Origin of the sequence: Thermophagus xiamenensis, assembly GCF_900112795.1 — a bacterium.
GTDB lineage: Bacteria > Bacteroidota > Bacteroidia > Bacteroidales > Marinilabiliaceae > Thermophagus > Thermophagus xiamenensis.
Genome location: NZ_FONA01000002.1, coordinates 66,905 through 83,711, shown reverse-complemented (window position 1 = coordinate 83,711; position 16,807 = coordinate 66,905). Strand labels below are relative to the sequence as shown.

General features: G+C 37.5%; 14 protein-coding genes and 1 tRNA gene. 8 read left to right on the top strand and 7 right to left on the bottom strand.

What is annotated here, in order from left to right; all coding sequences use genetic code 11:
• The first annotated feature begins 7 nt into the window (after window positions 1-7).
• The 7 genes from BM130_RS01360 (at window position 8) to BM130_RS01330 (ending at window position 7,152) form a co-directional block, all read left to right on the top strand.
• Window positions 8-433: a hypothetical protein gene (locus BM130_RS01360; RefSeq protein WP_010527956.1), complete on the top strand. Its 426-nt coding sequence runs from the start codon at window positions 8-10 to the stop codon at window positions 431-433.
• 298 nt (window positions 434-731) lie between these two features.
• Window positions 732-1,142, top strand: coding sequence for a hypothetical protein (locus BM130_RS01355; protein WP_010527957.1), 411 nt, complete (start codon window positions 732-734; stop codon window positions 1,140-1,142).
• Between the two features lie 714 nt (window positions 1,143-1,856).
• The gene (locus BM130_RS01350) at window positions 1,857-2,288 is read left to right on the top strand and encodes an RrF2 family transcriptional regulator (RefSeq protein ID WP_010527958.1); all 432 of its coding nucleotides are present in this window, start codon (window positions 1,857-1,859) and stop codon (window positions 2,286-2,288) included.
• A 41-nt stretch (window positions 2,289-2,329) separates the two neighbouring features.
• Window positions 2,330-3,232 (top strand): cysteine synthase A, encoded by a 903-nt coding sequence (gene cysK, locus BM130_RS01345; protein ID WP_302846852.1) that lies wholly within the window; start codon window positions 2,330-2,332, stop codon window positions 3,230-3,232.
• Between the two features lie 680 nt (window positions 3,233-3,912).
• Window positions 3,913-5,061, top strand: a complete 1,149-nt coding sequence (locus tag BM130_RS01340) for an NEW3 domain-containing protein (protein ID WP_052298959.1) — start codon at window positions 3,913-3,915, stop codon at window positions 5,059-5,061.
• A 3-nt stretch (window positions 5,062-5,064) separates the two neighbouring features.
• On the top strand, window positions 5,065-6,021 hold the full coding sequence (locus tag BM130_RS01335; RefSeq protein ID WP_010527961.1) for an ABC transporter ATP-binding protein: 957 nt from the start codon (window positions 5,065-5,067) through the stop codon (window positions 6,019-6,021).
• Window positions 6,022-6,117: 96 nt separating this feature from the next.
• A complete protein-coding gene (locus BM130_RS01330; RefSeq protein WP_138956901.1) occupies window positions 6,118-7,152 on the top strand; it encodes an ABC transporter permease in 1,035 nt (344 codons plus the stop codon).
• Window positions 7,153-7,487: 335 nt separating this feature from the next.
• On the opposite strand, the gene BM130_RS15780 is transcribed toward BM130_RS01330, so the two are convergent.
• The 7 genes from BM130_RS15780 to BM130_RS15735 form a co-directional block, all read right to left on the bottom strand.
• Entirely contained in the window at window positions 7,488-7,838 is a 351-nt protein-coding gene (locus tag BM130_RS15780; RefSeq protein ID WP_074964230.1) for an ankyrin repeat domain-containing protein, read from the bottom strand.
• A 438-nt stretch (window positions 7,839-8,276) separates the two neighbouring features.
• Window positions 8,277-8,350 (bottom strand) — tRNA-Asn (locus tag BM130_RS01320).
• Between the two features lie 273 nt (window positions 8,351-8,623).
• Window positions 8,624-9,466 (bottom strand): restriction endonuclease, encoded by an 843-nt coding sequence (locus BM130_RS01315; protein ID WP_010527964.1) that lies wholly within the window; start codon window positions 9,464-9,466, stop codon window positions 8,624-8,626.
• A 147-nt stretch (window positions 9,467-9,613) separates the two neighbouring features.
• Window positions 9,614-10,084: a Dps family protein gene (locus tag BM130_RS01310; protein ID WP_010527965.1), complete on the bottom strand. Its 471-nt coding sequence runs from the start codon at window positions 10,082-10,084 to the stop codon at window positions 9,614-9,616.
• A gap of 341 nt (window positions 10,085-10,425) precedes the next feature.
• A complete protein-coding gene (locus BM130_RS01305; RefSeq protein WP_010527966.1) occupies window positions 10,426-12,690 on the bottom strand; it encodes an aconitate hydratase in 2,265 nt (754 codons plus the stop codon).
• 584 nt (window positions 12,691-13,274) lie between these two features.
• Window positions 13,275-14,288 (bottom strand): type I glyceraldehyde-3-phosphate dehydrogenase, encoded by a 1,014-nt coding sequence (gap, locus tag BM130_RS01300; protein WP_010527967.1) that lies wholly within the window; start codon window positions 14,286-14,288, stop codon window positions 13,275-13,277.
• 522 nt (window positions 14,289-14,810) lie between these two features.
• Window positions 14,811-14,942: a hypothetical protein gene (locus BM130_RS15735; protein WP_258164880.1), complete on the bottom strand. Its 132-nt coding sequence runs from the start codon at window positions 14,940-14,942 to the stop codon at window positions 14,811-14,813.
• A 679-nt stretch (window positions 14,943-15,621) separates the two neighbouring features.
• Between BM130_RS15735 and dapA the strand changes: the two genes are divergently transcribed.
• Window positions 15,622-16,512: a 4-hydroxy-tetrahydrodipicolinate synthase gene (dapA, locus tag BM130_RS01290; RefSeq protein ID WP_010527969.1), complete on the top strand. Its 891-nt coding sequence runs from the start codon at window positions 15,622-15,624 to the stop codon at window positions 16,510-16,512.
• Window positions 16,513-16,807 lie beyond the last annotated feature (295 nt).

The window sequence follows — 16,807 nt, the reverse complement described above, 5'->3', positions numbered from 1 at the left end:
TGTCGTTATGGATAGATTAAAATATACTGGCGTTTTGTTTTTCATTTTTTCGTTTTTATTTTCAGGTATTCTTGTAGGAGAAAACGATGAAGACGACATACCCGAAAGCGAAAAAGAAAAGATTGATTTGTTACGGGTAAGAGAATTGGGTGTTAGGTCTAATTCTATATCCACTGCTTTATCAGATATTAGTAAAGAAAGTGATAGCCAATCGATAGTTAGTGCATGGTATAGCGGCGAAACGATATCAATAGAAGTATACGATTTCTATGGGAAAGTTTTCGTTACTATAGAAGGTATATGCAACGAGGTATTTGTATCGTCTGGTGGTGGTGTTTTTGATATTGGTTTGGGAGATATTCAGTCTGGTACTTATTCTGTTGAAATTAAGGCAGGTAGTAATAGGTATATTGGTGTTTTGAAGGTTGAATAGAGTTTTTAGATATAAGGAATTTTATCCTAACCCAATTATATCCTGGCCCTTTACCCATAATGCTGATTTAATCCTTTAATTTTCCCAACCCATCCAAATTGAGCGCTGTTCAATTTTTGGAAATGCCCTCTCTTCCCAAGGGGGTATTTTTCTTTTTTTATGTAATTGACCCTTTGGGGATGTTAGTATTTGTTAGAAATTTAGATATCTAAGGGGTGGATGATATGTTGGCGGCTTGCTTTATTGGGGAAAATTTATATGAATTTTGTTGTTTTATGCTTAATTAATTTAGAATGATATGCCTGAATTTCGTTTAAATGATTTTCGTGTAATGGCATCAGATAGAATGCGATTTCATTATAATGAGAAACGAAGAGTCATGATTCGGCGCTTTTCCGGAAATGTATCGTTGGAGGAAGTGGTGGATTCATTAAATGAAGTTATTAGAAATGGTATTTTCATAGAGAAAGTAAAAGGTTTATTACTGGATTGCAGTAATGCGCATTTGGATTTTTCAGCCACGGAATACCGTCAGATTGTAAATTATTTTGGGGAAAATATTGACTTTTTTAAGAAGTTTAAATTAGGTTTTGTTGCCAATACGCCTCACAATATTGTTATTGCGATGCTTATCGAACAAGCCGATGATCGTTATATTTTCCGACCATTTACTTCAATTGAGGCTGCCATGGTTTGGTGTGGTTTTTAATTTTTTTAATACACCTCTGATTTTGCCCTACTTCTTTATTTTGTCTTTTTTAATTCTTTCTCTCATAACACATTTTAGCGAAATAATATTTTTGGCTGAAAGCAATATCGATTCAAAAGCTTATTATTTTCATATAAATTTTATTTAACTCAATGGCTGAATGGAACTCTCCTGACTTAACCAAATTTATACATGTCCATTAGGAGCAAAAGTTGCCATGTTCGTTTCTTTTGTATAAAATTTATCTAATTTATTGGTTTAATGTAACTCGCATGACTTAAAGTTTTTATATGTTCTTGTTGTGATAAAGGTTCTTAGTCATGCTCGTTTTATTTGTAAAAATTTTATCTAAGTTAATGGCCGAGAAAAATCTAAGTTATTGATTAGTTAATCAACACTCTGTTCACTAACTATAAAAACTTCTTTTGTCTTCTGTTTCTGACATTTTATACATGGTCCTTTCGTCATAATGAGCATTTTTGGTCATTTCCGTTCCATATTGTAAGATTTGAGGTTGATGTGTGGCTTGTATGGCATTTTTTTATTCATTTTTTTGCATGATAATTTATTTGTAATTGTTTTTCTGAACAAATCCTTTTTCTGGTTGTTATAACATACAAAAAAAGTATGTTTAAAAATACTTTTTTAAAAACCCTTTGATAATGGGTATAAGTTTGTAATTTTGCCTAAAACATACAAAAAAAGAAGGAATAAATGAAGTTCTCTAAAAGGGTTTATTACGGATTGGTTTTTTTAATGCAGTTACATTATACCTGGCCGTCCTATAAAACTGTAAAGGAATTGGCTGAATCGGACGGTTTACCACATAAATTTTTAGAAGGGATTGCCGCTGATTTACGAAAAGGGGGATTTATTGATGTAAAACGTGGATCTATGGGAGGTTATCGCCTAGCAAAAACTTTAAAAGAAATATCCCTATTAGATGTTATTCTTTGCCTGGAGGTGGATTGGGGTCATAATGAAAAAATAGAAACTCGAGAGGTGAATGCCTCTGATAAACAAATGATTATTACTGAATTTTTGAATGATACTTCGGAAAGCATAAAAAAGGTTTTATCCGAAATATTTTTGGATTCCTTGCCACAAAGGTATTCTGGTGACGATTCAATTATGTATTATATATAAACAATAACTAATAAATCAGAAAGATGAAAATTGCACAAAACATGACAGCTTTGGTGGGGAATACACCACTAGTTAAAATTAATAAGTTAACAAAGGATTCTGTTGCTGAAGTTGTGGCCAAACTTGAATCTTTTAACCCCGCCAGTTCGGTAAAAGATCGTCCTGCATTAGGAATGATTGAAGCAGCCGAAAAAGAAGGTAAGCTCGACAAAGATACTATTATTGTCGAGCCTACAAGTGGTAACACCGGTGTTGGCTTGGCTCTGGTAGCAGCTGTAAAAGGATACAAGCTTGTACTTACTATGCCAGAAAGCATGAGTTTAGAAAGACGTAAACTTTTGAAGAAATTTGGCGCTGAACTTGTGCTTACTCCAGCTGCTGAAGGTATGAAAGGAGCCATTGCAAAGGCTGAAGAGATCGCTGCTACCTATCCCAAATCGTTTATTCCTCAGCAGTTTAAGAATAAAGCAAATGTTGAAGCTCATTACAATACTACGGCTGTAGAAATTTTGAATGATACTGATGGAAAAGTTGATGTATTTGTGGCCGGCGTAGGTACTGGTGGGACTGTTACAGGGGTTGGGCGTCATTTGAAAGAAAAAAATCCTGATGTTAAGATAGTAGCGGTAGAGCCCACAGGCTCACCTGTTCTTTCGGGCGGTAAGCCTGGTCCGCACAAAATACAAGGTATTGGTGCTGGGTTTATTCCTGATATTCTTGATAGAGGGGTTATAGATGAGGTGGTTAAGGTTGATAATGAAGATGCCATTCGAACTTCTAATGAAGTCGCCAAATTAGAAGGAATTCTTTGTGGTTATTCTTCCGGTGCTGCATTATGGGCTGCCTTGGAGTTATCCAAACGAGAAGAATTAAAAGGTAAAAGAATTGTTGTTGTCCTGCCTGATACTGGCGAACGCTATCTTAGCATGTTTGATCTGGATTAAGTTTTTGATATTTTGTATTTGAGTAAAGGGGCGATCAACCATTTGCAGATCGCCCTTTTTTTATGGTTATATATCCTTTAGGATGGCATATTTTTTGTAAAATATCGGAAATAAATGCAAATAGATGAAAACTGAAAAAATGACTGATCTTATTGACATGATAATTTAGCCATTGTTTTTTAGGTTGTTCTTTTTATAGGTATCTATGCGTTAGTTTAATTCAGAATCAATTTATTGATCATGAAATTTTTTTATCGACTATTTTGTTGTTTAGTATTTAGTTTTCAGAAATTTATATTGATTATATCGTCCAAAAATTTTTTAAAATTTTCTCTCCCATTTTATTTTTTTTATTTATTTATTTTTCTAGATAATAAGTGATTTAAAGTGCATGGCAATGTACGAGTGTAATGGAATAACTATTATTGAACACTGGAATTACGCATTTTGTCCTTTTGTTTTGAAAAAAAAATTCAAGGATAAAACAGATATGAATAAAAATATTTATAAATGTTGCCATGGGAATCCTCCCTGACTGCTATTTAATCTCGTTACTTTTTAATAATCCTTATTTTGTAGGAATACTTACGCTTGGGGTTTTCAAATAGTGAACCTTAGACCTGCTGTGATTTATTTGGTTAATAAATATTAATTAAAAATAAAAGATGGAGGTTGTTTTTATGAAAAAACAAGTTAACTTACTAAAAAGGTATTTTTTTGCTTTTGGATTGTTATTTTCTTCTTTGATGGCGCTAAGCGCCGCAAGCGATATTGAACTTTATACCCCTTATACCAATATTTCAGTTCCTCCCGGTGAAAAAATTGATTATTCTATCGATGTAAAAAACAATGGGAGTTCTACTCAAACTGTCGATGTATATGTTTCTGGATTAAGTAAAGATTGGACTTATACCCTTAAAGCTGGCGGTTATGCAATTAAACAAATATCTGTGTTGCCTGGCGAAAAAAAAACTCTTTCACTTACAGTTAATGTTCCGGTGAAAGTAAATAAAGGAAATCACTGGTTCAGTGTCGTTGCCAAAGGGCATCATGTGTTAAATCTGGTAGTTAATGTTTCGGAGCAGGGAACTTTTAAAACTGAATTTACTTGTGACCAGGCAAATATTGAAGGACATGCCGACGCTAACTTCACCTTTACAACTAAATTGAAAAACAGTACTGCTCAAAAACAAGTATATTCTCTCCATGCCAATGCTCCCAGAGGGTGGAAAGTTATCTTTAAACCTAACTACAAGCAAGCTACTGCCGTGGAAGTGGAGCCTAATAAAACGGAAAATATTTCAATTCAGGTCGAGCCACCCTATAATGTAGAAGCTGGAACTTACAAAATACCTGTAAGGGCTGTTAACCGGTCTACCTCTGCTGATCTGGACCTGGAAGTAGTGATTTCTGGCACCTATGATATGGAATTGAGTACCCCCACCGGACGACTTAGTAGTACAATTACTGCAGGAAGAGAAAAAGATATCGAATTGGTTGTTAAAAATACCGGATCTTCTGTTCTCAAAGAGGTGAGATTTAGTGCCAGTAAACCAAAAAACTGGACAGTGGAATTCGAGCCCGATACTATCCCTGCTATCGAACCAGGGGAAGAAGCCACTGCTCTGGCTACCGTTAAAAGTGCCGACAAAGCGATTCCCGGTGATTATGTTGCCAAAATTACTGCTCGTACCCCAGAGGCTAAATCTGATGCTTCGTTCCGAATTACTGTTAAAACGCCTTTGTTGTGGGGGTGGCTTGGCATTCTGATTATTCTCGCTACGCTTGGGGTTATTTTTTATCTCTTTCGAAAATATGGTAGGAGGTAAGATATGGAAAAAATTATTGAGGTTGAAGGATTAACAAAAAAATATGGTGACTATACCGCTGTCGACAATCTTAATCTTTCCATTGCCAAAGGCGAGGTGTTTGGTTTGTTGGGACCTAATGGTGCTGGTAAATCAACTACCATATTGATGTTGCTTGGACTTACAGAACCCAATAGCGGTAGAGCAAAAGTTTGTGGTATTGACCCTGTTCAAAGCCCCATTAGCGTTAAAAAAAAGGTGGGATATTTACCCGAAGATGTAGGGTTTTATGAAGATTTGACAGGTTTTGACAACTTGGTTTATACTGCACGATTGAATAACATCCCGCAAGACCAGGCAGAACAAAAGGCTAATGAACTTCTTGAAAAAATAGGTCTTGGAAAAGAAAAATTTAAGAAAACAGGAAAATACTCACGAGGGATGCGGCAGCGGTTAGGCCTTGCGGATGTCTTGATAAAAAATCCGGAAGTGATAATTCTGGATGAGCCAACACTGGGTATAGACCCTACTGGGGTTAAGGCCTTCCTGCAACTTATTGTTAAGTTGAGCCGGGAAGATGGTATTACAGTGCTATTTTCTTCCCATTTATTACATCAGGTTCAACAAGTTTGTGATAGAGTTGGAATTTTTGTTGAAGGCAAATTGTTAGCTCAGGGAAATATAAAAGACTTGTCAGCCCAGCTTTTTTCAACTAATTCTTTTGTAGTGCAAGGAGGTATAAAGCCTCTAAAACTGAATGGATCAGAAAATACTGTTCCCGTTGAAAAACTTTCTGATAGGCTGAAAGCAATCCCTGGTGTGGCACAGGTCTCTTTTGATGACCAGAAATTTGAAATTCAAGCTGAACAGGATGTTACCCATATGGTTTCCCAGGCTATTGTTCAGGCTGGGTATGGCTTAACTTTCCTCAGTAAAAAAGAGTTTGGACTGGATGATATCTATTCCCGTTATTTTCAATAGGGACTGGATGATTTAAACTTAACTTCAAATTTGTGTTTCCCAAGTTATCTGCCGGGATTGAATAATATTTGATGGATTGATTAATGAATGGTTATTATGGATGGAAATATTATATCTAAAATAAGATTGAAACTGCCGGACAAATGGCCGGATTGGCTTTTTCAGAAACCTTCCGAACAGGTTTCTCTCAAACCTTTTTGGGCAATGGTCGCTAAGGATATTTCTGACCATTTGCGTAGCTGGCGCTCTATTATATTATTTGCGATTATTGTGCTAACATGTGTTGGGTCCTTGTATACCTCAATTTCGGAAATTTCAGAATCAATGCAGGGAAGTGATGCCGAAAATTCTTTCTTTTTTCTGAATCTGTTTACTATGACTGATGGTTCGCTTCCTTCGTTTTTTGTTTTTATTAGCTTTCTTGGTCCACTTTTAGGTATAAGTTTGGGATTTGATGCTATAAATTCCGAGCAAAATAAGGGGACTTTGAGCCGGGTACTTGCGCAACCTATTCCCAGAGACTATGTATTAAATGCTAAATTTTTAGCCGGGATTATTGTTGTAAGTATCCTCTTTTTTTCTTTGAGTTTTTTGGTTATGGGCGCAGGGTTGATTATACTGGGAACTCCTCCGTCAGCAGAAGAATTTCTGCGAATTATTACTTATACCCTTATGAGTGTGGTATATGTTTCCTTTTGGTTGAATTTATCCGTGTTTTTTTCTGTAAAATTCAAACAGCCTGCAACATCTGCTTTGAGTGGAATTGCAGTGTGGCTCTTTTTTACAGTCTTTTATCCATTATTGGTTAATTTTATTACCAAAGGATTGGAACCATCTCGATATGCCCCGCCAAGAATCATTTATATGTACGAAAAAATAAAATTTGCACTAGTACAAATAATACCAAATGAATTGTTTAGCGAGGTGTCTTCAACGTTATTGGTTCCATCGGTTCGAAGTTTGGGTCCCTTAACCACCGAGCAAGTCCATGGGGCCATTCCCGGGCCGTTGTCACTATCACAAAGTCTGATGGTTGTGTGGCCTCAATTAACCGGTTTGGTGGCTTTGACTCTTATTTGTTTCCTCTTTTCTTATCTCTTGTTTATGAGAAGGGAAATCAGATCAAGATAATTCTTTATCTAGAAGAAGGGACTTTCCCATCTAACTGATGGATAGCCCCTTCTTCATTTCTTTCATGAGGTAAACATGCTCAATTCCGTTTCTTACCAAATCAGGGGATGATGTATTGAACCGATATCAACGGATGCATTTGAAAATTCAGGGTTAATTCCCGCCTTCTCTTAATTATTCAGGTGATTTATTTCGCAATTTTATCGATTCATACTTTTTAGTTTATTTCCCATTTTCTCTGTTTACTAATTTTCCACTTTTGTGACAATATCTTTCAGGTGGTTTGTTGATCAGTTGTTCTGCTTCAGCATTTTCACTATAAACGGGCGGGTTTTTCAATCTGTTCGTAATCCAGGGATAATCCCAGCGGGGCTAGTGTATTCCGGGCCTAGTGTATTCTCAAAGTGTTGGTAGATGCTCTTAACCGCTTCAAAGGGTGCTTCTACCATCTGGCGAGCTGTGGCTCCCGAGTTGTTAACGACCTTTTTGTCGGCGCCGTTGTCGGACAGCAAGGCAACAATATCTTTTCGGCAGAAATAAGCTGCTGTGTGCAATGCTGTGGAACCATCTTTATTGGTTAAGTTTACCTCGGGCCTGCAGCAAGGATCATGCGGGCAAAATTGGTATGGCCAAACAAGGTTGCCGTAATCACAGAGGGGGTGATTGACCCGCTGCCTCCTGCTCATTGAGGTTGGTGCTCATTGCTGTGTATTGCTTCACTAGCGTCGCATTGTTTTGGACAACGGCCGCATGAAAAATAATATGTGCAGGTCCGCTAATGTTCTGTGGTATATTAATTTCCGAAGGCTTTTTTATGCTTCCTAGTCCTGGAATTAAGGCTGTATAAAAAAAGATGTGCATGTTTTTTATTTTGATAAGTCTGTATTTGAAACATATATGCACTCGTTTTCTATTTGTAATATTGATGTTTGGTCAGATATTCGAAGAGTTATCCAAATGGTAAACTTAAATTCTCTTCTCAGAGTTTATCGTATGTGTAATCTTACGGTAGGGAGGCTTAAATCAATAGAAGGTTTAGGAAATTGAGTTTGAAAATGGGGGTGTATAATCATCAAGAGCATAAAAAAAGCTGCCCATAAACTGAACAGCTTTTTGATTTTGTGCTCCCCAGGTAGGACTTGAACCTACGACCTACGGATTAACAGTCCGCCGCTCTAACCAACTGAGCTACTGAGGATTATTTTGTATTTATTGTTTCCTCTTTTTAAAGGTTTGCAAATGTAATTTCTTTTCCTGAAAAAGACAAATTATTTTTTTGGTTTTTTATTTCTCTCTTTTGAGAAATAATGCCCTCAAGGCTTTTGTTTATCGGGGCTGCCGTGTTTCTCAATTGCGATGCAAATATAGGAGGTTCGGTTTAACTATACAACACTTGGGGCAAAATTTTTTTTCAATTTTTCTGATTCAAATATTAATGTTTTGGTACAGACCAAATTACTTTTTTAAAAAATTATTGTCCATCACACAGGTCATTTAATTCTTCCATCACCTTTCTAAGATTGGTTCTTCTCAATTCCAGGGAGGATAATATTTGCGGGGTTTCCAACAGTTCGCTGCATAAAACGATTCCTTCTTTCAAAAGATGTTGCTTGTGTGCTTTAGTAAGTTGTGTTAAGGTTGTTATTGGAAAAGCCTTGTATTTTTCAATTAATGCCTTAAGACTGTCATTTTTTGGATAGTCCCAGCTCATAAGATTAAGACCACAGCAGCGACCATATTGCATTGCGTCAGTTGTAAATCGTGTATTTGTCACAATCCATCCATGGAAAGTGAAATTTTTATATTGTGGCAATGATTTGCGCGTAGCAATTATGTCATCAACTCGTGAACGAATATACAGTGGAACCTGGATACTTGAACATTTGCCTTGACTATTGTGATATTTACATTCTACAAGGTGTTGGCTTAAGTTCCCGGAAGCTATCACATCAACTTCGTGCGTCACGCATTTCCCTTCAACTACTTGTCCTACTTTTACCTCGAATCCTTTACATCGAAAGATATGGCCAACAAAATGTTCGAAGGGATAACCAGACGGTCCTAATGCCATGATGGCTTTTTTGAGACTATAGCGTGCTGCCATGCTACGTCTTTTCTTGTGCAGAAGTCGAAAGGCTCGAGTATAAATTTGTTTGGTGGAAGTTCCCTCTTCCATCCATTCCACAATATCAGTAGTGATATCTTTAATTAGCTCTTCATTGGCACCGGAACGTAACAGGGAATTTTCCAATTTAGAGATCTCAAATGGCTGAAGTTCGCCTGAGGCTTTACGCACTGATGGTAATTGATTCATAAATTAAAAAACTGTCAAAACGAATTTTTCATGTGTTGACAATATTAATAATTTTTGCCCGGATAAGCGCTTGTATTTTCAAGAATAATAAAAAACCTCATCAGCCGTACCGATGAGGTTTAATTTTTTTGAGTGCCGAATTTTCTTTTAATCAATTAATGCTTTCAGCATCCAAACGGTTTTTTCTTGTTCTGAAATGAAATCACTCATGAGGGAAGCTGTTCCTTCATCATCAATTTTTTCAGCAACAGGAATTATTTCACGTTCAAGCCTGATAAGGGTACTAATGTTATCAATGGCAGCTTCTACTAATTTGAGACCATCGTGTTCATCTTTTACAACAGCAATTTTAGAAGTTTTCAGATAATCATCGAAGGTATGTAGTGGTTTTCCACCAAGAGTGAGGATGCGTTCGGCAACTTCGTCAACCTTTTCGGCTGCATCATCATAAAGTTCTTCAAATTTGCTGTGAAGGGTGAAAAACAATTTTCCTTTAACATTCCAGTGAAAACCTCTAAGGTTTTGATAATATACCTGAAAGCTTGCCAGCAGTTCATTTAATTTTTCATTTACTTCTGCAGGATTTTTTAATCCAAGTAATTCATTTACATTTTTCATGGTTTTATCTTTTTTTGGGTTTTTTGTTTATACAAATGTAAAGACATTGAAGATATTGGTCAAATTAAAAAAAACAATTCAATATAGATTGTAGCTATGATAGACATGTATATTATCGGGTATTGTCGGAAGTAAGAAAATAGGCAGGTTTGTATCATTATGCTTCTAAGTTAGGCCGTTAGAGGTGACTGATAAAATTAAGAACTGATATCTCACCTCCAGCAGATAAATGCATTAAATTGAAGATACCACCACATAAATATAAAATAAAAAGCCCCATTAGGGTTTAACCCTGTTGGGGCTCTTTATAGAAAATTACTTAAACAATACAAAAAGAACCTTTATGCGTTCTTTTGAGCGATCAGGTTAAGCGCCGAGCCGGCTTTGTACCAGGCAATTTGTTGCTCATTATAGGAATGTAAAGCTTTAATGATATCTTTTGAGCCGTCGGCATGGACAACCTCTATAGTGACTGGCTTGTTTGGACTAAATTGTTCCAGGTCGATAAAGTTAAAGGTATCATCTTCCAGGATTTTGTCATAGTCATTTTCATTTTGGAAAGTAAGGGCCAGCATTCCTTGTTTTTTAAGGTTGGTTTCATGGATGCGCGCAAAACTTTTTACTAATATGACTTTCACGCCCAGATGACGAGGTTCCATAGCCGCATGTTCTCTAGACGAACCTTCGCCATAGTTATGATCACCAACTACAACGGTGGGAATCCCTTTAGCTTTATAAGCCCTTTGTACGTCAGGCACCTTTCCGTACTCTCCGGTTAATTGATTTTTTACATTATTGGTTTCATGATTAAAGGCATTAACGGCACCAATAAGTAAGTTGTTGGAGATATTATCCAAATGACCACGATAACGAAGCCACGGTCCTGCCATAGATATATGGTCGGTAGTACATTTTCCTTCTGCTTTGATGAGGAGCTTCGCGCCCATGATATTTTTACCGTCCCATGGTTCAAAGGGTGTGAGAAGTTGGAGACGTTCACTATCGGGTTTAACCACAACTTCTACTTTTGAGCCGTCTTTGGCAGGCTCCTGATAGCCATTCTCTTTAACATCAAACCCTTTAGGGGGTAATTCAAACCCTGTGGGGGGATCTAGTTTTACTTCCTCACCTTTATCATTGATTAGCGTGTCTGTAAGTGGGTTAAAGCCCAATTCACCGGATATGGCAATGGCAGTTACCACTTCAGGGGATGCAACAAAGGCGTGTGTATTGGGGTTACCATCAGCGCGTTTGGCAAAATTACGGTTGAACGAGTGTACTATAGTGTTTTTTTCTTGCTTATCGGCATTTTCACGAGCCCACATACCAATACAGGGGCCGCAAGCATTGGCGAAAACTTTTCCGCCAATCTTTTCAAATAAATCAATGAAACCATCCCGCTCAATGGTATATCGTACCTGTTCCGAGCCTGGTGTGACGGTAAATTCTGATTTTACCTTCAGGCCTTTTTCCAATGCCTGTTTGGCTATAGAAGCTGCTCTTGAAATATCTTCATAAGATGAGTTGGTGCAGGAACCAATAAGGCCAACCTCGACTTTAGTGGGCCATCCGTTCTTTTGAGCTTCTTCGCGCATTTTTGAAATGGGAGTGGCTCGGTCAGGTGTGAAAGGTCCATTGATATGTGGTTCTAACTCACTTAAGTTGATTTCTATAACTTGATCGAAATATTTTTCAGGATGTTCATATGTTTCGGGGTCGCCGGTGAGAAGTTCTTTAATTTGATTTGCTGCATCGGCTACATCGTCACGATTGGTGGCTCGCAGATAGCGTTCCATGGCCTCATCGTATCCAAATGTGGAGGTCGTAGCACCAATTTCGGCACCCATGTTACCAATCGTTCCTTTTCCGGTGGCAGAAAGGGAACGAGCACCTTCACCAAAATATTCCAGGATATAGCCTGTACCACCTTTAACAGTTAAAAGGCCGGCAACTTTTAAAATGATGTCTTTGGGCGCGGTCCAACCATTTAATTTCCCGGTGAGTTTTACGCCAATTAATTTGGGGAATTTGAGTTCCCAGGGCATACCTGCCATTACATCGACAGCATCGGCACCTCCAACACCTATGGCAATCATACCCAGTCCTCCGGCATTTGGTGTATGGGAATCGGTCCCTATCATCATTCCGCCCGGGAAAGCGTAATTCTCCAGTACTACTTGGTGAATGATGCCGGCCCCGGGTTTCCAAAAGCCCAGGCCATATTTGTTACAGACGGAGCTTAAAAAATCATAAACCTCTTTATTGGTTACCTGAGCGGTTTTTAAATCATCTTCAGCTCCGATTTTGGCCTGGATCAGGTGGTCGGCATGTACAGTAGAAGGAACGGCAACTTTATCTTTACCAGCCTGCATAAATTGTAAAAGGGCCATCTGAGCCGTTGCATCCTGCATGGCTACCCGGTCGGGCGAAAAGTTAACGTAGTCTTTACCTCGTTCATAAGGTTTGGATGGAAAGTCATCGGCCAAATGGCTGTAAAGAATCTTTTCGGTAAGTGTAAGTGGTCTGTTCAAGAGTGAACGGGCTGCTTTTACTTTGTCGTCCATTCCTGCATAGACCTTTTTAATCATATCAATGTCAAATGCCATATTATATGTGTTTTTGTAAGGTAATTAGATGCTTTTGGTTATAATTTGACAAATTTAAAAATTTATTGTCGCTTTTCCTTCAACCTGAGGTTGGGAGGCTTTACTTTCCTTGTCTCTTCTTAACAATGCAAAAGGGTTTTTGTTGAATGGTTTCATTGCCTTGCAATTACTATTTTCATCTGTATAAATTTTACTTACTTCGTTGGTATATTGCTTCTTATAAGTAGTCGTTAGTGGTTAGTCGTTAGTCGATAGTCATTAGTTATTTAATACTAACCACTTGTTAACTAATGACTAATCACTTCTTCTGCCTTCTGCCTGTGCACTTCTGCCTGTGTCGTTTATACATGTTCTTTTGTGGCAAAAAGTCGCTATGCTCGTTTCATTACGCTTATCTTGATTCTCTTCTTTATTGTTTGCAATCCCTAAATATTTACCCAAAAAAGATTGGCGGTCTCTGCTTTTAATTACCGGACGTCTCTTTGCCGAAGTAGTATGGATGGATTCGTTTCAGAAGGTTTAATGCAAAAAAAAAGCTGTCCCAATTATGAGACAGCTTTTAATATTATTTGGTTCTACCTTGATTAGGCATGGTCTACAGATGCCATGTGTTGAATCAGTTCAACAACTTTGGTAGAGTATCCCATTTCGTTGTCATACCAGCTGATAACTTTAACAAAGTTATCGTTCAAGCCAATACCGGCGCCGGCATCGAAGATGGAAGTATGGGTTTCACCCAAAAAGTCGTTAGAAACAACAGCATCTTCAGTATATCCTAAAATTCCTTTCAGTTCACCTTCTGATGCTTCTTTCATAGCCTTACAAATTTCTTCGTAAGATGCACCTTTTTCCAAACGACAGGTAAGGTCAACAACAGAAACATCGGGTGTAGGAACACGGAAAGCCATACCGGTCAGTTTACCATTCAGTTCGGGAATAACTTTTCCTACAGCTTTAGCAGCACCGGTTGAAGAAGGGATAATGTTTTGTCCGGCACCACGTCCACCGCGCCAGTCTTTCAGAGAAGGACCGTCAACAGTTTTTTGAGTAGCTGTGGTTGCGTGAACCGTAGTCATCAAACCTTCAACAATGCCAAATTTGTCATTTAATACTTTGGCAATTGGTGCCAGGCAGTTGGTAGTACATGAGGCATTGGATACGAAGGTCATATCTTTGGTGTACTTGTCATGATTTACACCCATCACAAACATTGGAGTATCATCTTTAGAGGGGGCTGACATCACCACTTTTTTGGCACCGGCATCAATATGCCCCTGAGCTTTTTCTTTGGTGAGGAAAATCCCGGTTGATTCAACAACATATTCAGCACCTACTTCACCCCATTTCAGGTCAGCGGGATTTTTTTCTGATGTTACGCGAATGGAATTGCCATTAACCACCAGCTTACCGTCTTTTACCTCAACTTCGCCTTTGAAACGACCATGAGTAGAGTCGTATTTCAACATGTAAGCCATGTAGTCTACATCAATCAAATCGTTGATGGCTACTACTTGTACATTGTCGAAATTTTGAGCGGCGCGGAACACCAGACGACCTATGCGGCCAAAACCGTTAATACCAATTTTAATTTTTGACATATTATCGCTTTTTTAGTGATTATAATTACTACCTTCTCTTTTTTGCGCTACAAAAGTAAGAAATCACACCAAAAACATCAAGAAATAACCGACTGAAATTCTTAAATAAACGTTAATTAATGTCCCTCCCTGATTCTCTATATGTAAGTGATTTTTTTCAGATTCAAACACCATAGGCATTATTTGAATGGCAATGGGGAAAGAGACTGAAGTTACTTAATGATATCAATTAGTTTGATGGTTTTGGGGGCTATTCGTTTGTGGAAGTGTTAGCCTAATGCTACTGGCTGAAGTTTAAAACAAAACCAATCAAATTTAATATTATCTATCTGTATTGTAGCAGGAAAAAAGGGCTGTTTGTTTATTGCAGCCCTTGGTTTTTTTAATGGTTAAAGATGTATTTTCTGGTTTTCAGAACAGAATAAATGCTATTTTTCGCTCTTCAAGATATTTTCCGGGCAAAATTTAGGGATATGGAGCTTTTGTCGCCGTTTCCCCGGAAAAAGGCGGAGAGTCTCTTGATTATGCCCTGACTTCTTCTGTTCCAACTGGTGATTCCTGACCATATGCAGGACAATCTTGTACCGATTTACAAGAGGACAAAGCCAAAGTAATTAATAACAATACTGAGGAAATAATGGCTACTTTCTTCATAATTAAATAATTTTTGGAATAAAAGTAAAAGGTTTATCCGATAATCACAAAATTTTTCGTTTCAGATTTTGTCTGTAAACGTTAAAGTACCTCTTCAGGTTACGAAAATACGTATTTTTTGTTGTTTGTTTTAATATTTTTGTTAATAGGAAATGTCTAAAATCAATATGGACTTTAATTATTCACTGTTTTGTTTTTTTAATCAGTTTTTTGCTGTTGAAATAATATGAAACGAAAATAGCAATTTTGCCTTTAGTAAATCTATATCTTTTCTAAACTTTACGAATTCCATCTGACCAGTACCCTTTTTGCAACAAAAAAATTATACAGTCAGAAAAATGGGTTGTTTAATTTGCCACAGCGTGATGAAAGCTTTTCCCTTTGGGTTAAGTCAGAGGTGTGGGGTGGGTATTTAAAATATTTCAATCCAATTCGATATATTAATTATATATAAAGCAATTAAACGAGCATGACTTTGCCATGGATAATGCGAAAATTTCCCCAAATCATTAATAAGTATTAACTTTGAATTTTGTTGAATTAAATTAGGTCGGGAGAAAAGTAATATTTTTTCTTCTGGAAAGAAACTTTTCAGGATATTGTTCCCTTGTGTTGTAACTAACAAAATATTAATGTAAGGTATTGCACAGTCTATATAGGTGAATTTAAAAATATCATTATGCAAATTGAACGTCTGCAAGGCTCTATTGTAGCCATTGTTACACCTTTTAAAGATAATGGAGAGATAGATTTCCAGGCTTTTGATGATCTGGTTGAGTTTCAAATTAGCAACGGAACTGATGGAATTGTGGTATGTGGAACTACCGGAGAAACGCCCACCCTCAGCCATGATGAAGATGCTCAATTGATTGAGCGATGTGTTAAAAAGGTAAATGGTCGGGTCCCTGTAATTGCCGGAACTGGGAGTAACTCTACGACCGATTGTATAAAATATAGTCAGAAAGCATTAGATTTGGGTGCTGATGCCTTGCTGGTTGTTTCACCTTACTACAATAAACCTTCCCGGAGAGGTATTTGTAAACATTATTCCCAATTGGCTAAAAATGTTAAAGCCCCAATTATTCTCTATAATGTTCCCGGTCGTACCGGAAGTACCATCGAACCGTCAATTGCTCTGGAACTGGCAGCTCATCACGAAAATATAATAGGCATTAAAGAAGCCGGAGGTGATATAGGGGTATTTGTTGAATTATTAGCTAACCGACCGGAAAATTTCAAAGTATTTAGTGGCGATGACTTTCTGTCTTTCTCGGCCAATTGTCTGGGTGCTGATGGTTGTATTTCAGTTGTGGCCAATGTTATACCTAAGGAATTTCACCAATTAATGAAATCTTCTATTGAGGGAGATTTAACAACTGCCCGACAATTATTTTACAAGTATCAAAATCTTATGAAACTAATGTTTCTGGAATCTAATCCTCTGCCTGTTAAGACTGCACTGGCACTTATGGGAAAAGTGAGCGAGGTGTTCCGGGCACCCCTTTGTGAAATGGAAGATGAAAACCGAGAACAATTGAAAATTGAGCTGAAAAAATTGAAACTTCTTTAATCCGTTGATATAATCCCTTCCGATCGTTCCCGGTTTGTTCCTCCAAAAGATTTTGGCATTTCAAACGGTCGGGTTTTATCTATTCATCTAATCATCCCCCGAAGAAAAATAACTTTCGGGGGCCTTGCTATTATTTATAAATTAATAAGCCATTGGTATCTTAATAATTGCTCTCAGTTGTGAAAACGGCAATGGAGAGTTGCATGTGGTTTTCACCGCCTTTTCAACACCTCTTTTATTTTGGTTCTTATTACTAAAGCACCATTAGGAGATCTCCTTTTTGATGACATTGATC

Coding starts and splice junctions, on each gene's coding strand:
- BM130_RS15780 (WP_074964230.1), bottom strand. CDS start 7,838: ATGAGCAGGAGGCAGCGGGTCAATCACCCCCTCTGTGATTACGGCAAC.
- dapA (WP_010527969.1), top strand. CDS start 15,622: ATGCAAATTGAACGTCTGCAAGGCTCTATTGTAGCCATTGTTACACCT.
- BM130_RS01335 (WP_010527961.1), top strand. CDS start 5,065: ATGGAAAAAATTATTGAGGTTGAAGGATTAACAAAAAAATATGGTGAC.
- BM130_RS01340 (WP_052298959.1), top strand. CDS start 3,913: ATGAAAAAACAAGTTAACTTACTAAAAAGGTATTTTTTTGCTTTTGGA.
- BM130_RS01360 (WP_010527956.1), top strand. CDS start 8: ATGGATAGATTAAAATATACTGGCGTTTTGTTTTTCATTTTTTCGTTT.
- BM130_RS15735 (WP_258164880.1), bottom strand. CDS start 14,942: ATGAAGAAAGTAGCCATTATTTCCTCAGTATTGTTATTAATTACTTTG.
- BM130_RS01330 (WP_138956901.1), top strand. CDS start 6,118: ATGGATGGAAATATTATATCTAAAATAAGATTGAAACTGCCGGACAAA.
- gap (WP_010527967.1), bottom strand. CDS start 14,288: ATGTCAAAAATTAAAATTGGTATTAACGGTTTTGGCCGCATAGGTCGT.
- BM130_RS01355 (WP_010527957.1), top strand. CDS start 732: ATGCCTGAATTTCGTTTAAATGATTTTCGTGTAATGGCATCAGATAGA.
- BM130_RS01315 (WP_010527964.1), bottom strand. CDS start 9,466: ATGAATCAATTACCATCAGTGCGTAAAGCCTCAGGCGAACTTCAGCCA.
- cysK (WP_302846852.1), top strand. CDS start 2,330: ATGACAGCTTTGGTGGGGAATACACCACTAGTTAAAATTAATAAGTTA.
- BM130_RS01310 (WP_010527965.1), bottom strand. CDS start 10,084: ATGAAAAATGTAAATGAATTACTTGGATTAAAAAATCCTGCAGAAGTA.
- BM130_RS01305 (WP_010527966.1), bottom strand. CDS start 12,690: ATGGCATTTGACATTGATATGATTAAAAAGGTCTATGCAGGAATGGAC.
- BM130_RS01350 (WP_010527958.1), top strand. CDS start 1,857: ATGAAGTTCTCTAAAAGGGTTTATTACGGATTGGTTTTTTTAATGCAG.